17 protein-coding genes and 1 pseudogene are annotated in these 16,772 nt (G+C 66.4%); 9 read left to right on the top strand and 9 right to left on the bottom strand.

Translation table 11 applies throughout. The annotated features are described in order from the left end of the window. The 7 genes from FVW20_RS09975 to queA all read right to left on the bottom strand — a co-directional run. A partial coding sequence (locus FVW20_RS09975; protein WP_196609308.1) for a DMT family transporter occupies positions 1-371 on the bottom strand: 371 nt, incomplete at its 3' end. A gap of 378 nt (positions 372-749) precedes the next feature. Next, positions 750-1,040, bottom strand: a complete 291-nt coding sequence (locus FVW20_RS09970; protein ID WP_012613174.1) for a sll1863 family stress response protein — start codon at positions 1,038-1,040, stop codon at positions 750-752. A gap of 384 nt (positions 1,041-1,424) precedes the next feature. Beyond that, on the bottom strand, positions 1,425-1,967 hold the full coding sequence (locus tag FVW20_RS09965) for a 2-oxoacid:ferredoxin oxidoreductase subunit gamma family protein (RefSeq protein ID WP_196609307.1): 543 nt from the start codon (positions 1,965-1,967) through the stop codon (positions 1,425-1,427). After that, entirely contained in the window at positions 1,967-2,758 is a 792-nt protein-coding gene (locus tag FVW20_RS09960) for a thiamine pyrophosphate-dependent enzyme (protein ID WP_012613171.1), read from the bottom strand. The genes FVW20_RS09965 and FVW20_RS09960 overlap by 1 nt, the downstream gene beginning before the upstream one ends. Beyond that, on the bottom strand, positions 2,758-3,843 hold the full coding sequence (locus FVW20_RS09955; RefSeq protein WP_196609306.1) for a 3-methyl-2-oxobutanoate dehydrogenase subunit VorB: 1,086 nt from the start codon (positions 3,841-3,843) through the stop codon (positions 2,758-2,760). The genes FVW20_RS09960 and FVW20_RS09955 overlap by 1 nt, the downstream gene beginning before the upstream one ends. A gap of 4 nt (positions 3,844-3,847) precedes the next feature. After that, entirely contained in the window at positions 3,848-4,087 is a 240-nt protein-coding gene (locus tag FVW20_RS09950; protein ID WP_007525344.1) for a 4Fe-4S binding protein, read from the bottom strand. Between the two features lie 332 nt (positions 4,088-4,419). Further along, on the bottom strand, positions 4,420-5,616 hold the full coding sequence (gene queA / locus FVW20_RS09945; RefSeq protein ID WP_372434983.1) for a tRNA preQ1(34) S-adenosylmethionine ribosyltransferase-isomerase QueA: 1,197 nt from the start codon (positions 5,614-5,616) through the stop codon (positions 4,420-4,422). Between the two features lie 335 nt (positions 5,617-5,951). Between queA and FVW20_RS09940 the strand changes: the two genes are divergently transcribed. The 6 genes from FVW20_RS09940 to FVW20_RS09915 all read left to right on the top strand — a co-directional run bounded on the left by FVW20_RS09940 (position 5,952) and on the right by FVW20_RS09915 (position 12,833). Then, positions 5,952-6,512, top strand: a complete 561-nt coding sequence (locus tag FVW20_RS09940; protein WP_196609305.1) for a hypothetical protein — start codon at positions 5,952-5,954, stop codon at positions 6,510-6,512. 127 nt (positions 6,513-6,639) lie between these two features. After that, positions 6,640-7,890, top strand: coding sequence for a bifunctional phosphopantothenoylcysteine decarboxylase/phosphopantothenate--cysteine ligase CoaBC (coaBC, locus tag FVW20_RS09935; protein ID WP_196609304.1), 1,251 nt, complete (start codon positions 6,640-6,642; stop codon positions 7,888-7,890). Further along, entirely contained in the window at positions 7,872-8,924 is a 1,053-nt protein-coding gene (locus tag FVW20_RS09930) for a hypothetical protein (protein WP_196609303.1), read from the top strand. Before coaBC ends, FVW20_RS09930 begins: the two co-directional genes overlap by 19 nt. A gap of 380 nt (positions 8,925-9,304) precedes the next feature. Next, entirely contained in the window at positions 9,305-10,054 is a 750-nt protein-coding gene (locus tag FVW20_RS09925; RefSeq protein ID WP_196609302.1) for a slipin family protein, read from the top strand. A 352-nt stretch (positions 10,055-10,406) separates the two neighbouring features. Further along, positions 10,407-11,414 (top strand): NAD-dependent epimerase, encoded by a 1,008-nt coding sequence (locus FVW20_RS09920; RefSeq protein WP_196609301.1) that lies wholly within the window; start codon positions 10,407-10,409, stop codon positions 11,412-11,414. A 630-nt stretch (positions 11,415-12,044) separates the two neighbouring features. Continuing rightward, positions 12,045-12,833: a ParA family protein gene (locus tag FVW20_RS09915; protein ID WP_012613163.1), complete on the top strand. Its 789-nt coding sequence runs from the start codon at positions 12,045-12,047 to the stop codon at positions 12,831-12,833. Between the two features lie 43 nt (positions 12,834-12,876). On the opposite strand, the gene FVW20_RS09910 is transcribed toward FVW20_RS09915, so the two are convergent. After that, a complete protein-coding gene (locus tag FVW20_RS09910; protein ID WP_196609300.1) occupies positions 12,877-13,287 on the bottom strand; it encodes a hypothetical protein in 411 nt (136 codons plus the stop codon). A 91-nt stretch (positions 13,288-13,378) separates the two neighbouring features. Between FVW20_RS09910 and FVW20_RS09905 the strand changes: the two genes are divergently transcribed. The 3 genes from FVW20_RS09905 to FVW20_RS09895 all read left to right on the top strand — a co-directional run bounded on the left by FVW20_RS09905 (position 13,379) and on the right by FVW20_RS09895 (position 16,148). Beyond that, the gene (locus FVW20_RS09905; RefSeq protein ID WP_196609299.1) at positions 13,379-14,311 is read left to right on the top strand and encodes a ParB/RepB/Spo0J family partition protein; all 933 of its coding nucleotides are present in this window, start codon (positions 13,379-13,381) and stop codon (positions 14,309-14,311) included. Positions 14,312-14,371: 60 nt separating this feature from the next. Then, positions 14,372-15,397 carry a bifunctional heptose 7-phosphate kinase/heptose 1-phosphate adenyltransferase gene (locus tag FVW20_RS09900; RefSeq protein ID WP_196609298.1) on the top strand — a complete coding sequence of 342 codons (1,026 nt, stop codon included), beginning with the start codon at positions 14,372-14,374 and terminating at the stop codon, positions 15,395-15,397. A 346-nt stretch (positions 15,398-15,743) separates the two neighbouring features. After that, positions 15,744-16,148, top strand: coding sequence for a DnaJ family domain-containing protein (locus FVW20_RS09895; protein WP_196609297.1), 405 nt, complete (start codon positions 15,744-15,746; stop codon positions 16,146-16,148). Positions 16,149-16,251: 103 nt separating this feature from the next. Here the strand turns inward: FVW20_RS09895 and FVW20_RS09890 are convergent. Further along, positions 16,252-16,772: pseudogene (locus FVW20_RS09890) on the bottom strand (transcription antitermination factor NusB); the annotation flags it as partial.

Here is a 16,772-nt window from a genome sequence, read left to right as displayed (position 1 = left end):
GCCGAGGGGGCCGTCCCGCCGTCCCGCGCGGGCTTCGGTGCATCGTGCCGCGTGCCGTGGTGCACCATCAGGACGCCGCAGAGTATGGCCGCCAGCGCAGCCATGCGGGATGGCGTGAGCCGCTCGCCCATCAGGGCGCCCGCAAGCGTTATGAGCGCCAGCCCGACCCCCTCCCATACGGCGTAGGCCACGCCCACCGGCACGCGGGTAACGGCGCGGGCCAGGCACCAGTAGGAAAGGCCCAGCAGCAGGTACATGGCGGCCATGCCGGACACGGGCCAGGCGGCCTGCGAGGCCTTCATGATCACCGTGCCCGCTACCTCCAGCACGATGGAACAGGACAGGAACAACCAGGGTATGATGTTGGACACGCAAAAGCTCCTGGCGACCGGCGACTTCTGCGAAGTGCACGGGCCGCCGACATTGTGGGCATGGATTGAAACTGCGGAAAACGGGAAGGATGCCGCCTGCCGGTTGTTCCGGCGCGGCGCAGGGTGGCGGGCTAAAGCGCGCTGCGCCAGAACCGTTCACGAGACGAAACGGTACATGGCGTGCAGGTGGGGATGCAGAGAAGTCTCTTGGTCATGATGCGTTCAGCATGCCACGATCATGCAATGGGGGCAAGCAGCGGCGCGGGCGACGGAATACCGCCGCCCGCGCCGGGAAATGCTCGTCATGCCCTTCGGCCCGCCCGCCCCGCGTCCTTGGGGGCGGGCGGCCAGCCGGGGTGTGCACGGAGAGGACTGCGACTACTTGAAGCGGGCCCTTGCAGAGGCGAAGGCCGCCTCCACGGCGTCCCAGGCCAGTTCCAGGCCTGCCTTCATGTCCTTCCAGGCATGCTCGCCCGCATGCTGCAATTCGTCCAGCTTGCGCTTGGCCTCTTCGCGCTTGCGGCGCAGGTCGGTGATCTGCTCGTGGTATTCCACGCGGGCTTCCGCCTTGGCCAGCGCTGCCTGCACTTCCAGCTTCTCGAGCTGGGCCTTCCACAGTTCGAGCTTGTCGCGAAGGGTGCGGATGTACTCTTCCCTGGTGTTGGGCATGGTCTGCACTCCCGTGGCTGGAGGTTCGAGGGGGGCCGGAACATCCGGCATCCGCGCGGCCCCGTGCCGCGCTTCACCCGTACAGGTAGGCATCGGTGCGGGCCGGGGCAAGGGCAGGACGGAGAAATGACAGGATGCTTGGACGCGATCCCCCTGAAATCACTGGTTGGAGGTCGGTGTCACCCGCTCGGAAACAAAACCGCCCGCCGCGAATGCTCGCGGCGGGCGGTCATTTTTCGTCCTGTTACCCCGCAGGCCTTGCGACACGTGGGGTTTTGCGCGTTTACCGCTTCGCGTTGCCGTTGCGCTCCGGTTGCGGGCGGGGCTGGGCAGCGCGATGCGGTTTGCCGCTACCGGCAGGTGTTTTCCTGCCGTTGCGGTAGCTTAGCCTGCGTGGTCGAAGCCCGCCTGCAACGCATCCGCGTTCTTGGGAATCAGATGGCTGTAGTGCGCGGAAATGACGCTGCCCAGGCTCTTCTTCACCACGTCCAGGTCCACCACGCCGGTGGCCCGCACGTAGGCACCCAGCGCCACCATGTTGGCCATCTTGGTGTTGCCCAGCTTGTCGGCGATGTCGTTGGCGGGCACGCACACGGTGCGCACGCGCGCCTCGGCCTGCGATGCGTCCACCAGCGAGGTGTTCAGCACCTGCACCCCGCCGTCTTCCAGCCGGGGCTGGAACTTGTCCAGCGAGGGCTGGTTCATGACGATGAGGCTCCTGGGCCGCTGGATGATGGGCGAGCCGATGTCCTCGTCCGATACCACCACCGTGCAGTTGGCGGTGCCGCCGCGCATTTCCGGACCGTACACGGGAATGTACGTCACGTTCAGCCCGGCGTTCATGCCCGCGTAGGCCAGCAGGTTGCCGATCAGCATCACGCCCTGGCCGCCGAAGCCGGCCATGATCACGTCCTGGTAGAGCGCCATCAGCACACCCCCTCGCCTTCGGTCACGTCCTTGTACACCCCCAGCGGAAAGTAGGGGATCATCTCTTCGCGGATGCGGGTATTGGCCTTCACCGCGTCCATGCGCCAGTTGGTGGGGCAGCCGGACAGCAACTCCACGAAGCCGAAGCCCAGGCCCTGCTGCTGCACGTCGAAGGCCTTGCGCACGGCCTTCTTGGCGGCGCGGATGTTCTTGACGCTGTCCAGCGAGGCGCGGGCGGAATAGGCCACCCCGCCAAGGCCCGCGATGATCTCTGCCATGCGGATGGGCATGCCCTCGCGGTCGCGGCAGCGGCCGCCGGGGCAGGTGGTGGTCTTCTGCCCGATGAGGGTGGTGGGGGCCATCTGGCCGCCGGTCATGCCGTACACGGTGTTGTTCACGAACACGATGGTGATGCGCTCGCCACGGTTGGCGGCGTGCATCACCTCGGCCAGCCCGATGGACGCTAGGTCGCCGTCACCCTGATAGGTGAACACGATCTTGTCCGTGCGCCCGCGCTTTACGCCGGTGGCCACGGCAGGGGCGCGCCCGTGCGGCGCCTCCACCGAATCCACGGCCAGATAGTTGTAGATGAACACCGAACAGCCGATGGAGGCCACGCAGATGGTGTCGTCCACCACGCCCATTTCCTCCAGCACTTCGGCCACCAGGCGGTGGGCGATGCCGTGGTGGCAGCCGGGGCAGTAGTGGGTGGCGCGGTCCACCAGCACGTCGGGAACCTCGAAGGCCATCTGCTCGTCGTCGGCGAGCGCCAGTCTTTCGTCAGCCTGCATCACTTGCCCCCCATGGCGTCCAGAATGGGCGCGAGGAAATCGTCAGAACCGGGCATCTCGCCCGGCATGTGCCCGTAGAAGGCGGAATCCACGATGCCGCGAATGGAAAGCCGCACGTCCTCCACCATCTGGCCGCAGTTGTGCTCGATGGTCAGGAAGCGCTTTCCCTGTTCCGCCAGGCCGCGCAGCAGCGGGCCGGGGAAGGGGAACAGCGTCTGCGGTCGCACCAGGCCCACCTTGTGCCCTTGTGCGCGCAGCTTGCGGATGGCGGACTTGGCGATGCGCCCGATGGAGCCGTAGGCCACCACGATGAGTTCCGCGTCGTCGGTCAGGAAGCTTTCGGCCCTGGCCTCGGCCTGCATGGCGGCGTACTTGGCCTGAAGGTGGCGGTTCTGGCCTGCCAGCGCGCCGTCTTCGAGGAACAGCGACTTCAGCAGGCGCGGCTTGCGGCCCTTGGCCCCTTCCAGCCGCCAGTCGGCGGCTTCGGTGCCTGCAACGGCGGCGGGCTTCCACGGGGTGACCGGTTCCTTCATCTGGCCCACGATGGCGTCGCCCAGCACCATGACCGGGTTGCGGTACTTGAAGGCCAGGTCGAAGGCCTGCACCATCATGTCGTAGCATTCCTGGCAGGTGGCCGGGGCCAGCACCAGCAGCTTGTAGTCGCCGTGGCCGCCGCCCTTCACCGACTGGAAGTAGTCGCCCTGCGAGGGCCCGATGTCGCCAAGGCCCGGCCCGCCACGGTTCATGTTCACGATGACGCCGGGCAGTTCGCTGCCCGCCATGTACGAAATGGCTTCCTGCATCAGCGAGATGCCGGGGCTGGACGACGAGGTCAGCGCGCGGATGCCCGCAGCGGCGGCGCCCAGCAGCATGTTGGCCGAGGCCACCTCGCTTTCCGCCTGCACGAATTCGCCGCCCGCGTCGGGCAGGGCGTAGGACATCATTTCCGGAATGTCGTTCTGCGGGGTGATGGGGTAGCCGAAGTAACAGCGGCAGCCGGCGGCCAGCGCGCCGTGGGCGATGGCCTCGTTGCCCTTTATGAAGATGCGTTCCGGCGTGCCCGTGTCGGTTGTGTTGTGCGGCATGGGGCTACTCCTTCCCGGCCTTCTTGGCCTTGCGCGACTTGATGACGCGAATGGCCACGTCCGGACAGATCAGCGCGCACGAGGCGCAGCCGGTACAGTCTTTCATGGCATCCGCCGGAACCTCGGCGACCTTGTAGCCCTGCCTGTTGAAGCGGGAGGACTGCACGATGATGCCCTTCGGGCACACCGTGGTGCACAGAAGGCACCCTTTGCAGCGTTCGTCCAGAAATACGACCCGTGACATGAAACCGTCCTTTGGGATGGAGGTTCGAAAGGCTGGTGAATGCGCTACGCACCCGGCGGTGGCCGGGTGCCCGCCGCTGCCGGTTCTGCCGCCGGAGCGGCATGCCGGTGGCGGCGGCCTGCGTTCGATTGCCCGCGTCGGCGTGCCGTAGGCGGGCGGACATCGTGCTGCCATCTGCGTTGCCGTGCGCGCTGTTTCCGACAGGTGCAGGGCAACGCGCGGCGGTCTCTACCTATAGGACAAGTTCCGGCGCTTTTCAAAGCATGGCGGCGCGCCCCACGTGCGGGACCGCGCCACTCTTTTCGCGAGCAGGCGGTGTTCGCAACCCCTCGTCAAAGCAGCAACATGGCGTCTCCGTAAGAGAAGAAGCGGTACCCGCGCGCCACCGCCTCTGCATAGGAGGACAGCACCCGCCTGCGCCCGGCAAAGGCGGAAACCAGCATCAGCAGCGACGATTCCGGCAGATGGAAATTGGTGATGATGTGGTCCGCCACCGTGAACCGGTAGCCCGGCTTGATGAAGATGTCCGTCCAGCCGGTGTAGGCGCGCACTTCGCCGCAGGCGCGCACCGTGCCTTCCAGGGTGCGGGTGGATGTGGTGCCCACGGTGACCACCGGCCTGCCTTCCGCCTTGGCCGCGCGGATGGCGGCGGCGGTGGCCTCGGCCACCTCGATGTATTCGCGGTGCATGGCATGCTGGCGGATGTCCGCGCAGCGCACCGGGCTGAAGGTGCCGTAGCCCACGTACAGGGTCACCTCGGCCCACTTCCGGTCCGTGGCGGCCAGGCGGGCGCGCAGGTCGTCGGTGAAGTGCAGCCCGGCGGTGGGCGCGGCCACGGAGCCGAGGCGGCTGTCGTCGGCGTACACGGTCTGGTAGCGATCGCGGTCTTCCTGCGCGTCTGTCGGGGATGCACCGGTTTCTCGCCGGATGTAGGGGGGCAGGGGCAGGTGCCCCTGTTGCAGGAACAACTGGCGCAGGTCCCCCCGCCAATGCAGCCGTACCGCGCTGCGCCCGAAGTCGCCGGGCTGGATAACCTCCACCCGCAGGTGCGGGCCGAAGTCCATGACGTCGCCCGGACGGATCTTCTTGGAGGCGCGCAGCAGCCCTTCGGCAGGTACGGAACGCCAGTCTTCGCCTGCATCGCGCAGGCCTTCAGCCCTGCGCGCGGCGGCGTCATACTTGCCACCGTCGCCCCCTGCCAGTTCTTCCAACAGGGGCAGGGGAGTCAGCAGCAGGAATTCCACCTTGCCGCCGGTGGGCCGCAGGCCCAGCAACCGGGCTGGCAGCACCTTGGAATTGTTGGCCACCAGCAGGCAGCCTTCCGGCAGGTGGTCGCACAGGTCCGCGAAGCGGGCGTGGGTCAGCGCCGCAGCCCCTCCCCTTTCCACGGCCCTGCGGTCCAGCACCAGCAGGCGCGATCCGCCTCGCTGCGGCGCGGGATGCTGGGCTATCTGGTCTTCCGGCAGATGGAAGCGGTACGATTCCAGCCGGTCGTCTTCGGGTATTGCGCCTGCCGCGCCATCTGCCACGCCGCCGGAAGCGGCAGCGGCTTCGCGCCGGGCGGATGCGCCCGTTGCCTGCCGGTCTGTCGCCTGCTGGTCAAGGGCGCGCATCTGTTCGTGTCCGGGGTTGCCCATCATGTCATCCATTCGCATATATTCCTCGCGGGGCCTGCCCGCGTGGTGCATGCCGTTTGCAGTCCGGCACGACATCCGCTAGTGTCGGCGCAGTTTTCGCGGTGGGCGCAGCCCCCCGCATGGCCCGTCCTCGGGCCATACCGGAACACCGGCCGGAGACTGCCGGTTGGTAGCGGATGCCGCCGAACGACCATGGCCGTCCGCATCATCAAGCACAGGAGAACCCCATGCGCAAGCTCGTCATAGCCGCCGCCCTTTCCGCCACCCTGCTCACCGTGCAGGGCTGCTCCTCCACGTCCATCAGCAACCCGTTCGAACCCGCCCCGCCCGCCAGCGTGAATGAGGTGTACTTCGGCGAGTTCCGCGACGTGCCCATTCCCAGCGACATGACCGAGCAGACCAAGTACACGGCGGTCTCGCAGAATTCCGACGGTTCCAAGACCGGCGCCCAGGTGTTCGAGGGTCGCATCGACAGGCAGTCGCTGGTCAACGCCATGATCCACAACATGGGCCGTCAGGGCTGGGTGCTGCGTTCGGTGTTCCGTGGCCAGCGCAGCGTGCTGCTGTTCGAAAAGGGCGACCGCAACGCCATCCTGGGCATTACCGACGGGCAGGCCTACTCCACGCTGGAAGTGTGGGTGACCCAGCGTCTGGCCGATGGCGCGGGCGTAACCTCCGGCGCGGGCATCGCATCCGAAGGCGCCTACCCCACCGGCAACTTCTCGGTGGCGCCCAACGCCCCGGTGCCTTCCGGCGGCGGCGTGAAGGAACAGGGGCTTTCGCAGTAGTCCGTAAGGCTGCCGCTGTCCAGTGGCCTACAGGGGGCGCAACAGCGCGGCCCCCGCGGCGGCCTCCGTTCCGGAGACACTACCCGGCAATTCCCCGGAGACAACCCGGACAGACCCCAGAGGGACCATGGACGCGCATCTCGCCTTTACCCGCTTTACCGGCCGCAGGCTCCACCTTGGGGTCTGCGGTTCCATTGCGGCCTACAAGGCTCCCGACTTCGTGCGCATGTGGCGCGACGCTGGCTTGGACGTGGGCGTCACGCTTACCGATGCCGCCCGGCGGTTCATCACGCCGCTGACCTTTGCGGCGCTGGGGGCATCGCCGGTGTTCACCACCATGTTCGCGGGCGGGCAGCCCGGTGACGGTGCGTCACCGCCCTCGCCCGATGACGACGTGTTCGGGCACCTCATGCCCGGCCAGTCTGCGCACGCCTTCGTCATAGCCCCCGCCAGCGCGTCCGCGATGGCCCGGCTTGCATGCGGGCTTGCGGACGACATGCTCTCGGCCCAGGCGCTGGCCTTTCCCGGTCAGTTGATCATCGCTCCTGCGATGAACCCGAAAATGTGGGCCAACCCCGCTACGCAGGATAATGTGGACACCCTGCGCCGCCGTGGCCACGTGGTGGTCGAGCCCGGCTGCGGGCGCACCGCGTGCATGGAGGAAGGGCAGGGCAGGCTGGCCGACCCGCGCGATGTCTATCTGCACGGTCTGCGCGCCGCTTCCGCGCAGGACATGCAGGGCAGGCGCGTTCTGGTCACCCTTGGCCCCACGCGCGAACAATGGGACGGCGTGCGCTACTGGACCAACCCCTCCAGCGGCACCATGGGCGCGGCGGTGGCCGTGGCCCTGTGGCTGCGCGGGGCAGAGGTGCACGCCGTGTGCGGCCCCGGGTCCCCGTGGTTGCCCATGGGCATCGCCCGGCATGACGTTACCGGCGCGCGCCAGATGTTCGACGCCGCCGACGCGCTGTGGAATGCCATGGATGCAGGCGTGTTCACCGCCGCCGTGGCGGACTTCAGCCCTGTTCCGCTGGGCGCGGAAAAATTCAAGAAGGCCGACGCGCGGGACGGCTTTAGCGTGGCCTTCACCCCCAACCCTGACATTCTGGTCACCCTGGGCACGCGCAAGCGTGACGGGCAGACCGTTGTGGGCTTTGCCGCCGAAACGTCCGGCCTTGCGGAAAGCATGGCCCGCAAGCTGGCCGCCAAGAACGCGGACATGATCGTGGGCAATCTGGTGGGCGGCGTGGATGCCGGTTTCGGCTCCGCAACCAATCGCGTCACCGTGCTGGCCAAGGGCGGAGAACCGGAGGAATGGCCGGTGCTGCCCAAGCCCGACGTGGCATGGAGGATCGTGGATTGGCTCGCCCGCCGCTAGGCCTGCTGGAAACCCTGCGCCCGTGGCATGGCGCTGGCCTGTTGCACGTGCTGCTGCCCGAAGGGCAGGGCGCTGCGGCTTGTGTTGCGCCCGTTGCGGACGCCGCCGGTGGTGTTGCGCACGCCGCCGGTGGTGGTGACGCTGCCGCCGATGCGCCGGACATGCGCGCGTTTCCTGCCGCCTGCGATGCGCCCCGATCCATGCAGGGCGACCCTTCCTTCGATCCGGACGCCTACGACATTCCTCCGGACCCCTCTGATCCCATGGATTCTCCGTACGCCCATGGCCACGTGTCCATGGGCATGGGGCGCGGTCCGGACTCTGGTGGTGCCGCCATGGGGAGTGGTGCCGGACCCGCTCAAGGTTACCGCCAGCCTCCTCCTCGCCCCGCGCAGACTCCCAGTCAGGCCAGTCAGGCCAGCCAGGCCAGACAGGCCGCGCAGCCCGCATCCGGCGCAGGCCTTGCGGAAACCTTGCCGCCAGTGGCGAGCGGCCCGGTCGCCAGTCATTTGCCGCCCGAGCAGTGGCCCGGCCCGTGGCGCACGCTGCTGGGCAAGACCCCGCAACCCGCCCCCGTGCTGTGGACCTACTGGGCGTTGGGGCTGGATCTTTCCGGCTGCGCCGACGCCGACCGACGCGATACCTTGCGCCGCATCCTGGGCGCGTTGCAGCAGCCCAGGGGCAGCAACGCGTTCTGGCCCGTGGCCATGCCGGACGCCATGCCTGAAGCGGGCGGTGAAACCGCGTCTTCCCCCGGGAACGATGCCGCCTCATCGGCCCCGGAACCCGTGTGCGATCCCGGCTTGTTCATGGCCGGGGTGGATCGCGTCGCGCCGCGCCTCGTTGTGGTCATGGGGTCCAAGGCCCTGCGCGCCTTCGCGCCGGATCTGCGTGCCCGTCCGTATCAGCAGATACCGTGGCGGGGCAGGCTGCTCATAGTCCTGCCGGACATGGACAACCTGATCGCCGCACCCGCCACGGTGGAGGCGGTCATCGCGTACCTGCGCACGGCGCTGAAGCCCGCCACGCTGTAGCTGCGCTTGGGCGCCGTGGTGGCCGCTGCCGCCTCGGCTGCCATTCGAATCACCGCAGCGCGCCCTTCGTCCTTTCCCTCACCATCCATTGCCCGTACGCCACCCTTCGCCGTGTGCGCGCCACGCGCGCGGCCCTGCTCCCGCCTTGCCCCACCCCGGCCTCTGGCCCTGTGGCCCCTCATTGCGGTTTGTTTCGTTGCTGTCGCGCCTGCCGCTCGGCAGGCGTTCCTGCCTGTCCCCGGGGCGCACTTTTCCCGCCCGTTCGCGCAAACCCGTGGCGCTTGCCCCTTCCCATGGTTATGATGGCTGTACAGGTCCGTACGCGCTCGCCACCGGGTTTCCGAGACAACGCAGCGCGCCGTGGCCCGCCGGAGGTTGCCATGTTCGACATAGCCCCCATTCTTGCCCCTGTCGCCGCCCTGGCCGTGCTGGTGCTGGTGGCGTCGCTGAAAGTGCTCAACGAATACGAGCGGGCCGTGCTCTTTCGTCTGGGGCGGCTCATCCGGCCCAAGGGCCCCGGCCTGATCATCGTCATCCCGGTCATCGACCGCATGGTGCGGGTTGGCATGCGCGTGCTGACCATGGACGTGCCCAACCAGGACGTGATCACCCGCGACAACGTGTCCATCCAGGTCAACGCCGTGGTCTACTTTCGCGTGGTGGACCCGGTGAAGGCCATCAACGAGGTGGAAGACTACCTGTACGCCACCTCGCAGCTGGCCCAGACCACCCTGCGCAGCGTGTGCGGCGGCGTGGAACTGGACGACCTGCTTGCCCACCGCGACAAGGTCAATCAGGACATCAAGGCCCTGCTGGATACCCAGACCGAAGAGTGGGGCATTGCCGTGCAGTCGGTGGAACTGAAGCACATCGACCTGCCGCAGGAAATGCAGCGCGCCATGGCCAAGCAGGCAGAGGCGGAACGCGAACGCCGGGCCAAGGTCATCAGCGCCGAGGGTGAATTCCAGGCGGCGGACAAGCTGGCCCAGGCAGCGTCCATCATCGCGTCGCACCCGGAGGCCCTGCAATTGCGCTACCTGCAAACCATTCGCGAGATGGCGTCCGAGAGCAAGTCCACGGTGCTGCCCATCCCGCTCGATCTGCTGCGCGGGCTGTTGCCCAAGGGATAGGGCGTCCGGTGCCGTGTCGGGCTGTGCGGCGGCTCCGGCAGCCTGCGCACGGGGCAAGGCAGGCCATGACTGGGCAGGGCCGACAGGTTATTGCAGCCATGTCAGTCATGGCGTCCATGGCGTTAAGCCCAGCCCCCTTCATCGCTGGTCTGTGCAGAACGTTTATGGACAGGGCGGGCGGTTCGGCACGCGGATGAAGCAGCGCGCCGTGCCGCCTTTCCCTTGTGCCCGTCTTCCGCTACTCTCCGCCCGTTGTCACCCAGCCGCCCGGGGTGCCCCTCGTGCAGGCGGCCACCCCGTACCGGGCAGGGCGCATCGCCCGCCCGGGCAACAGCCATCACAGGACGCCATCATGCATATTCTCGTCACCGGCGCTGCCGGATTCATCGGCTACCATCTTTCGCGCCGCTTTCTGGAGGCCGGGCACACCGTGGTTGGCCTGGACTGCCTGAACGACTACTATGACGTGCAGCTGAAAAAGGATCGCCTGAAGCAGCTGGATCCGTACCCCGGCTTTGCCTTTGTCCAACTGGACATGGCCGATGACGCGGGCATGGACGCCCTGTTCGAGGGGCAGCAGTTCACCCACGTGGTCAACCTGGCCGCCCAGGCCGGGGTGCGCTATTCGCTCAAGAATCCCCGTTCGTACGTCCAGTCCAACCTTGTGGGCTTCGGGAACATTCTAGAAGGCTGCCGCCACAACGGCGTGCAGCACCTCGTGTATGCATCGTCCAGTTCCGTCTACGGGCTGAACACGGCCATGCCCTTCAGCGTGCACCACAACGTGGACCACCCCATCAGCCTGTACGCCGCTTCCAAGAAGGCCAACGAGCTGATGGGCCACACCTACAGCCACCTGTACCGGTTGCCCACCACGGGCTTGCGCTTCTTTACCGTGTACGGGCCGTGGGGCAGGCCGGACATGGCGCTGTATCTGTTCACCCGGGCCATTCTGGAAGGCAAACCCATCAACGTCTTCAATGAAGGGCGCATGCGCCGCGACTTCACCTACATCGACGACATCGTGGAGGGGGTGGTGCGCGTGACCGAGCGAACCCCGCAACCCAACCCGGAATGGCGGGGCGATGCCCCTGACCCGTCCACCAGCCCTGCCCCGTACCGCATCTACAACATCGGCAACAACAATGCCGTCGAGCTTGGGCGGTTCATAGAGATTCTGGAAGACTGCCTCGGCCGCAAGGCCGTGCGCAACCTGATGCCCATGCAGCCCGGCGACGTGGAGGCCACCTATGCCGATGTTGACGACCTGATCCGCGATACCGGCTTCAAGCCGCACACCCCGCTGGAGCAGGGCATAGAGGCGTTCGTGCGCTGGTTTCGCGACTATTACAGGATGTAGGCTTTCCGTGCGCTTTGCGGACCGGTTTCCCACGGCTTGAGGGGTGGCGTCCTTGTTTTTCCATTAATCAAGCCGCATTGCCAAACATGCGTCACGGGCGCCTTCCGCAAGGAGGGCGCCCGTTGTTTCATGTGAAACTTCACGTGTGCCCGGAATGGCTATCTGTCGATTCCGGGTGATGCTTGTGGCCATTCGATTCCGCAATGCCGTTCAGCCGTCGGGCTTGTCGTCTTGCCGTACGGGGTCTCCCGTGGAGCGGGGCGGCCTTGCCGGGCTGTGCGCCGCGTTGCGAGTTTCCTTGAACGGCCATGACGCCATAAGCTCGGGCCGGTTTTTTGCCTTCATTCTTTGCGCACGCGCAACGTGCCGCTTGGCTTGGTGCTGCTGCGTGCCCGGGGTTGCAGCACCCTGAAAAGAAATACCATGTTCTCGGTTCGGCGCTTGCGAGTGCCTGTCTTTCGTCTTCTGCCTTAACGTTTTGCGTGTTGACAGGGTGTCGTGCCTCAACTAGCTATAACCCTGTGCTTGGCGAGCCCGCGGCGCTTTCAGTCGCCGTTTTACCCCCTCCGGCGCGCGCACGTTTCATGTGAAACATGAATTTTGCCTCTTACCCCAACAGGATAGGCAGCCGTGGCACGAATCATCGCAGTCGCCAACCAGAAGGGCGGCGTGGGCAAGACCACCTCTTCGCTCAACCTTGCCGCTTCTCTCGCCATCATGGAAAAAAAGGTGTTGCTGGTCGACTGCGACCCGCAGGCCAACTCCACCAGCGGTCTCGGCATCGACCAGGAGGAGGTGCGCCACAACCTCTACTCGGTGTTCTTTCAGCCCGACGAGGTGGTAGAGGCCATCTACCCCACCCAGACGCCGTACCTGTCCATTCTGCCTTCCACCACCGACCTGGTGGCGCTGGAACTGGAGCTGGTGGACAAGATGGCGCGGGAATATTACCTGGCCGACCTGCTGAAGCCGCTGGACAGCCGGTTCGACTACATCATCCTCGACTGCCCGCCGTCGCTGGGGCTGATCACCCTGAACGCCCTGTGCGCCGCGCGCGAACTGCTGATACCCCTCCAGTGCGAGTTCTTTGCGCTGGAAGGCATCGTCAAGCTGTTGCAGACGTACGAGCAGGTGAAGAAGCGGCTGAACCCCGGCCTGTCGCTGCTGGGGGTGGTGCTGACCATGTACGACGTGCGCAACAAGCTGTCGCGCCAGGTGAAGAACGAGGTTCGCAAGTGCTTCCCCGACCACCTGTTCGAAACGGTTATTCCGCGTAATGTGCGCTTGTCCGAGGCGCCGAGCCACGGCAAGTCCATCATCCACTACGATATCAAGTCCAAGGGTGCGGAATCGTATCTGGCGCTGGCCAAGGAAGTGGTGCTGCGCAGGCCGCAGCGGCGAGAAGGGCAGGGCGGGTAGCTTTGAAAGGCGGTTCGCCGCGCTGGTGCGCGGCGAACCGTGTCTATTTGGGGCTGGCTGGCGTGAATTCGAAGCAGATGTGGTCCTTGAAGTGTTTCTTGCGCACCGAGGATCCGCATTTCACGCAGTCGAAGACCAGCATACCGCTCAGCGTTGCATTGCGCAGCCGGAACGGATGGAACGGGTCATGCTCCCAGTCTTCGGTGGCGGCGCCGCAGCAATCGCAGTGCACGTCCGCGCAGAAAGGATACTTGAAGTCCCAGTAGTCCTTGAACGTCTGCCAGTCGTCCATGGGCTCCGGCCTGGCGGTGGGGTACATCTTTTCCAGGGCCTGCTCCAGCAGCGGCGCAACCTTGTTCTGCACGGCGGCCCATACCTGCGGGCTCAGCAATACGCCGTAGAGTTCGCCATGGCGGTCGTGCAGGTGCACCACATGCGCTTCACGTTCGGTCATCCGGTTGTCACTCCGTAAGGGTGTCTGTTCGTCAGTCCACAGATTTAGGTAAAGATTCAGGTCAATACGGCCCAAAGTCAAGGAGAACACGATGGCAGGACCTTCGCGCGGACTAGGCAGGGGACTCGATGCCCTGTTCAAGGGCTATCAGGAACAGCCCAAGCCCTCGGACATCCGCACGCTGCCACTGCGCGCGCTGCGCCCCAACCCCGGGCAGCCCCGCAAGATGTTCACGGAAGCGGCGCTGGAAGAACTGGCCGCCTCCATCCGCAGCCAGGGCGTATTGCAGCCCCTGCTGGTGCGCCCCATTCCGGGTACTGAAGGGCAGGCCGAAGGCGCGCCTCAGGCCTATGAAATAGTGGCGGGCGAGCGCCGCTGGCGGGCCAGCCAAATGGCCGGGCTGCGCGAAGTGCCCGTGCTCATCCGAGAACTGACCGATCAGGAAACACTGGCCGTCGCGCTTATCGAAAACTTGCAGCGCGAAGACCTGAACCCCATGGAAGAGGCGCTGGCCATGCAGGAACTGCGCGAGCAGTTCGGCCTGAGCCAGGAAGATCTGGCCCAGAAGCTTGGCAAAAGCCGACCAGCCGTGGCCAACACCCTGCGCCTGCTGCATCTGCCGGAAGCCGCCCGTGAAGACCTGCGCGAGGCGCGGTTGTCCGCCGGGCATGCCCGCGCCCTGCTGACCGTGACGGATCCGGAGCCGCAAGACACGTTGCGCCGGCGCATCCTGTCGGACAGGCTTTCGGTGCGCGAGGCGGAAGCGGCAGCCGCGCACTGGCGAGACCGGGGCGCCCTGCCAGAGCCGCTGGCCGTTCCGCCCAAGAGGGAAGAACCCCGCCCCGTGCGCCCGCCGCACCGGATTGCGCCGTCCATGCGCAGCCTGCAAGGTCGCCTGCACGAGGCGCTCAGCCTGCGCGTATCGGTGAGCGGCACGGAAGAGAAGGGCAAGATCACCCTCAACTTCGAATCGTCCGAACAGCTTGCGCAACTTCTGTCGCGCCTTGGTCTGGAACAGCGGTAGAGGCAAGCCCGGCTTGAATCCCGCGCACAGCATTCGTAGTACACTTTGCAGGATGTATTGATGGTCAACTACAGCATCGATGGCGCCGCTCTCAGCGCGCAGGTGGCCCGGCTGGCGGGCGCCCGCGTGTGCGTGGTGGGCGACGTGATGATCGACGAATATCTGGTGGGCGACGCGCAGCGCATTTCGCCCGAAGCCCCCGTGCCCGTCATCAGCGTGTCCGAGGACCGCCACCTGGTGGGTGGCGCGGGCAACGTGGCCAAGAACATCCGCACCTTGGGCGGTGTTCCGCGGCTGGTCAGCGTGTGCGGCAACGGGGCGCGTTCCGCGCTGCTTCGCCGCGTGCTGCGGGACGAGGGCGTTGACGCCGAGTTCGTGGAAATTCCGGGCCGTCCCACCACCCTCAAGACGCGCGTCATTGCCCGGCAGCAGCAGATGCTGCGGATCGACCGCGAGGAAACCAGCCCCATTGGCGGCCAGCACCTGGCCGATCTACTGCGGCTGGTGGATGCGGCCAGCGCCGACTGCAGCGTGGTCATCGTGTCCGACTACGGCAAGGGCGTGGTGACCAGGGAATTCATGGACGGGCTGGAAACGCTGTGGGCGCAGCGCGGCACGCGCCCCGCCGTGCTGGTGGACCCCAAGACGCCCAATTTCCACCTGTACCGCAACGTGTTCATGCCAACCCCCAACGCCAAGGAAACAAGCGAAGGCGCGCACCTGCCAACGGGCACGCGCGAGGAAATCCTGGCTGCCGGGCGGGCGATTTTCGACACGCTGCATTGTCGGCACCTGCTGACCACCCTTGGCCCCAAGGGCATGGCCCTGTTCGAGGCGGCAGACAAGGTGTGGCACATCCCCACCACCGCGCGCAGCGTTTTCGACGTGACCGGCGCCGGGGATACGGTCATCGCCACCGTGGCGCTGGCCCTTGCTGCCGGAGTGGACCTGCTGGAAAGCTGCGTGCTGGCCAATTATGCCGCAGGCATCGTGGTTGGGCAGGTTGGGGCGGCATCCGTGCTGCCGGATGAACTGCGCGAGGCCATCGCCACCCTGCCGGTGCCGCACGTGGACCGCTGGGTCTGAACACCGCGCCGAATCCGTTTTTTTGCAGGGCTCCCGAAAGGGAGCCCTGCTTGTTTTGGTGACGATGTGCGATTTCACGTGAAACATGAAGTGTAAACGCAGGTCGAAACGTAATACGTTTTGGCCGTGTCGCCGCAGGTGCTTGCAACGGGGCCGCCGCGCCCGACCGCAGGGAGGGCGCGAGCCACACCGGGGGAAACACAGGGCATTGCCGAACGCGGGGCGGGGGAGTATGCGCATGAAAAAACCATGCAGGGTCGTGCCCCCCCGAAGCGTGTTTCTTTGTCTTTCCCCGTGGCGCGCGGAGCGCGCCCCGCATGCCTTGTCCCTCATGCCGGAGGTTTTCATGGACGCCCTGACGCTCATTGCCGAGCGGCGCATAACAGAGGCCCAGGAAGAGGGCGCATTCGACAACCTGCCGGGTGCAGGGCGCCCGCTGGTGCTTGAGGACGACACCATGGTTCCCGAAGACCTGCGCATGGCCTACAAGGTGCTGCGCAACGCGGGCTATCTACCGCCCCAACTTGAGACGGCGCGCGAGATCCAGACGGTGATGGACCTTCTGGAAAATTGTTCGGACGAGCGCGAAAAGTACCGCCAGATGCAGAAACTGAACCTGCTGCTGCGCAAGGTGGGCGCCAGCCGGAACCGGCCACTGAACTTCGAGGAGTACGAAGCGTATTACAGAAGCATGGTCAACCGGATGCGTGTGGCTGGGCAGTCTGCGGACGGTGGCAGCGGCAAGACGTAACCGACAGTTCGGGCAACGCCGCCGCCGTCTGACAGCGCAGGCAAAGGGGCGCCCGGAGCATACAGCTCCGGGCGCCCCTTTTGCGTGTGGCTGGGGGCCGCGGCTACCCCTTGCGCAATACCACGCCGTAAAAGAATTCACGGGCCGGGGTATCGGCGGGGGTGGTGTGCTGCACCTCGACCGCGAGGGCAGCGGCGCTGGCGGAACCGGCTGTGGACAACAGGCGTTCCACCTGCGCCTCGTTCTCTGCAGGGTTCAGGGTGCAGGTGATGTATGCCAGCCGACCGCCCGTGGGCAGCACGGACAGGGCGGCATCAAGTATCCTGCCTTGCAACACGGCAAGCGCATTGAGGTCGGCAGGGGCGCGGCGCAGCTTGATGTCCGGGCGGCGCGAAAGGGTGCCCAGGCCTGAGCACGGCGCATCGATGAGGATGGTGCGGAAGGCGCCCGGACTGGCCGTTACGTCATTTGCGCGTGGCGTGCCGGGGATTATTGGCCCACCCGGATCGGTTGTGGCGCTGGCGCCGCCCGCCGCGCACGGGGGCTGCGTTGCGGAAGCCCGGACAATGGCGGGTATCGCAAGCCCAAGCCGCTCCGCGTCCACGCGCAGGCCGCGCAGGCGGC

Source organism: Nitratidesulfovibrio oxamicus, from assembly GCF_015731765.1.
Taxonomy (GTDB): domain Bacteria; phylum Desulfobacterota; class Desulfovibrionia; order Desulfovibrionales; family Desulfovibrionaceae; genus Cupidesulfovibrio; species Cupidesulfovibrio oxamicus.
The sequence above is the reverse complement of the archived record's forward strand: the minus strand, read 5'-3'. Positions and strand labels throughout refer to the sequence as shown.

Bases quoted from the DNA above. Each gene is read 5' to 3' on its own strand.
- FVW20_RS09970 (WP_012613174.1), bottom strand. From the start codon at position 1,040: ATGCCCAACACCAGGGAAGAGTACATCCGCACCCTTCGCGACAAGCTC.
- FVW20_RS09905 (WP_196609299.1), top strand. From the start codon at position 13,379: ATGGCAGGACCTTCGCGCGGACTAGGCAGGGGACTCGATGCCCTGTTC.
- FVW20_RS09900 (WP_196609298.1), top strand. From the start codon at position 14,372: ATGGTCAACTACAGCATCGATGGCGCCGCTCTCAGCGCGCAGGTGGCC.
- FVW20_RS09910 (WP_196609300.1), bottom strand. From the start codon at position 13,287: ATGACCGAACGTGAAGCGCATGTGGTGCACCTGCACGACCGCCATGGC.
- FVW20_RS09920 (WP_196609301.1), top strand. From the start codon at position 10,407: ATGCATATTCTCGTCACCGGCGCTGCCGGATTCATCGGCTACCATCTT.
- FVW20_RS09965 (WP_196609307.1), bottom strand. From the start codon at position 1,967: ATGGCGCTCTACCAGGACGTGATCATGGCCGGCTTCGGCGGCCAGGGC.
- FVW20_RS09955 (WP_196609306.1), bottom strand. From the start codon at position 3,843: ATGCCGCACAACACAACCGACACGGGCACGCCGGAACGCATCTTCATA.
- FVW20_RS09925 (WP_196609302.1), top strand. From the start codon at position 9,305: ATGTTCGACATAGCCCCCATTCTTGCCCCTGTCGCCGCCCTGGCCGTG.
- coaBC (WP_196609304.1), top strand. From the start codon at position 6,640: ATGGACGCGCATCTCGCCTTTACCCGCTTTACCGGCCGCAGGCTCCAC.
- FVW20_RS09895 (WP_196609297.1), top strand. From the start codon at position 15,744: ATGGACGCCCTGACGCTCATTGCCGAGCGGCGCATAACAGAGGCCCAG.
- FVW20_RS09940 (WP_196609305.1), top strand. From the start codon at position 5,952: ATGCGCAAGCTCGTCATAGCCGCCGCCCTTTCCGCCACCCTGCTCACC.
- FVW20_RS09960 (WP_012613171.1), bottom strand. From the start codon at position 2,758: ATGCAGGCTGACGAAAGACTGGCGCTCGCCGACGACGAGCAGATGGCC.
- FVW20_RS09950 (WP_007525344.1), bottom strand. From the start codon at position 4,087: ATGTCACGGGTCGTATTTCTGGACGAACGCTGCAAAGGGTGCCTTCTG.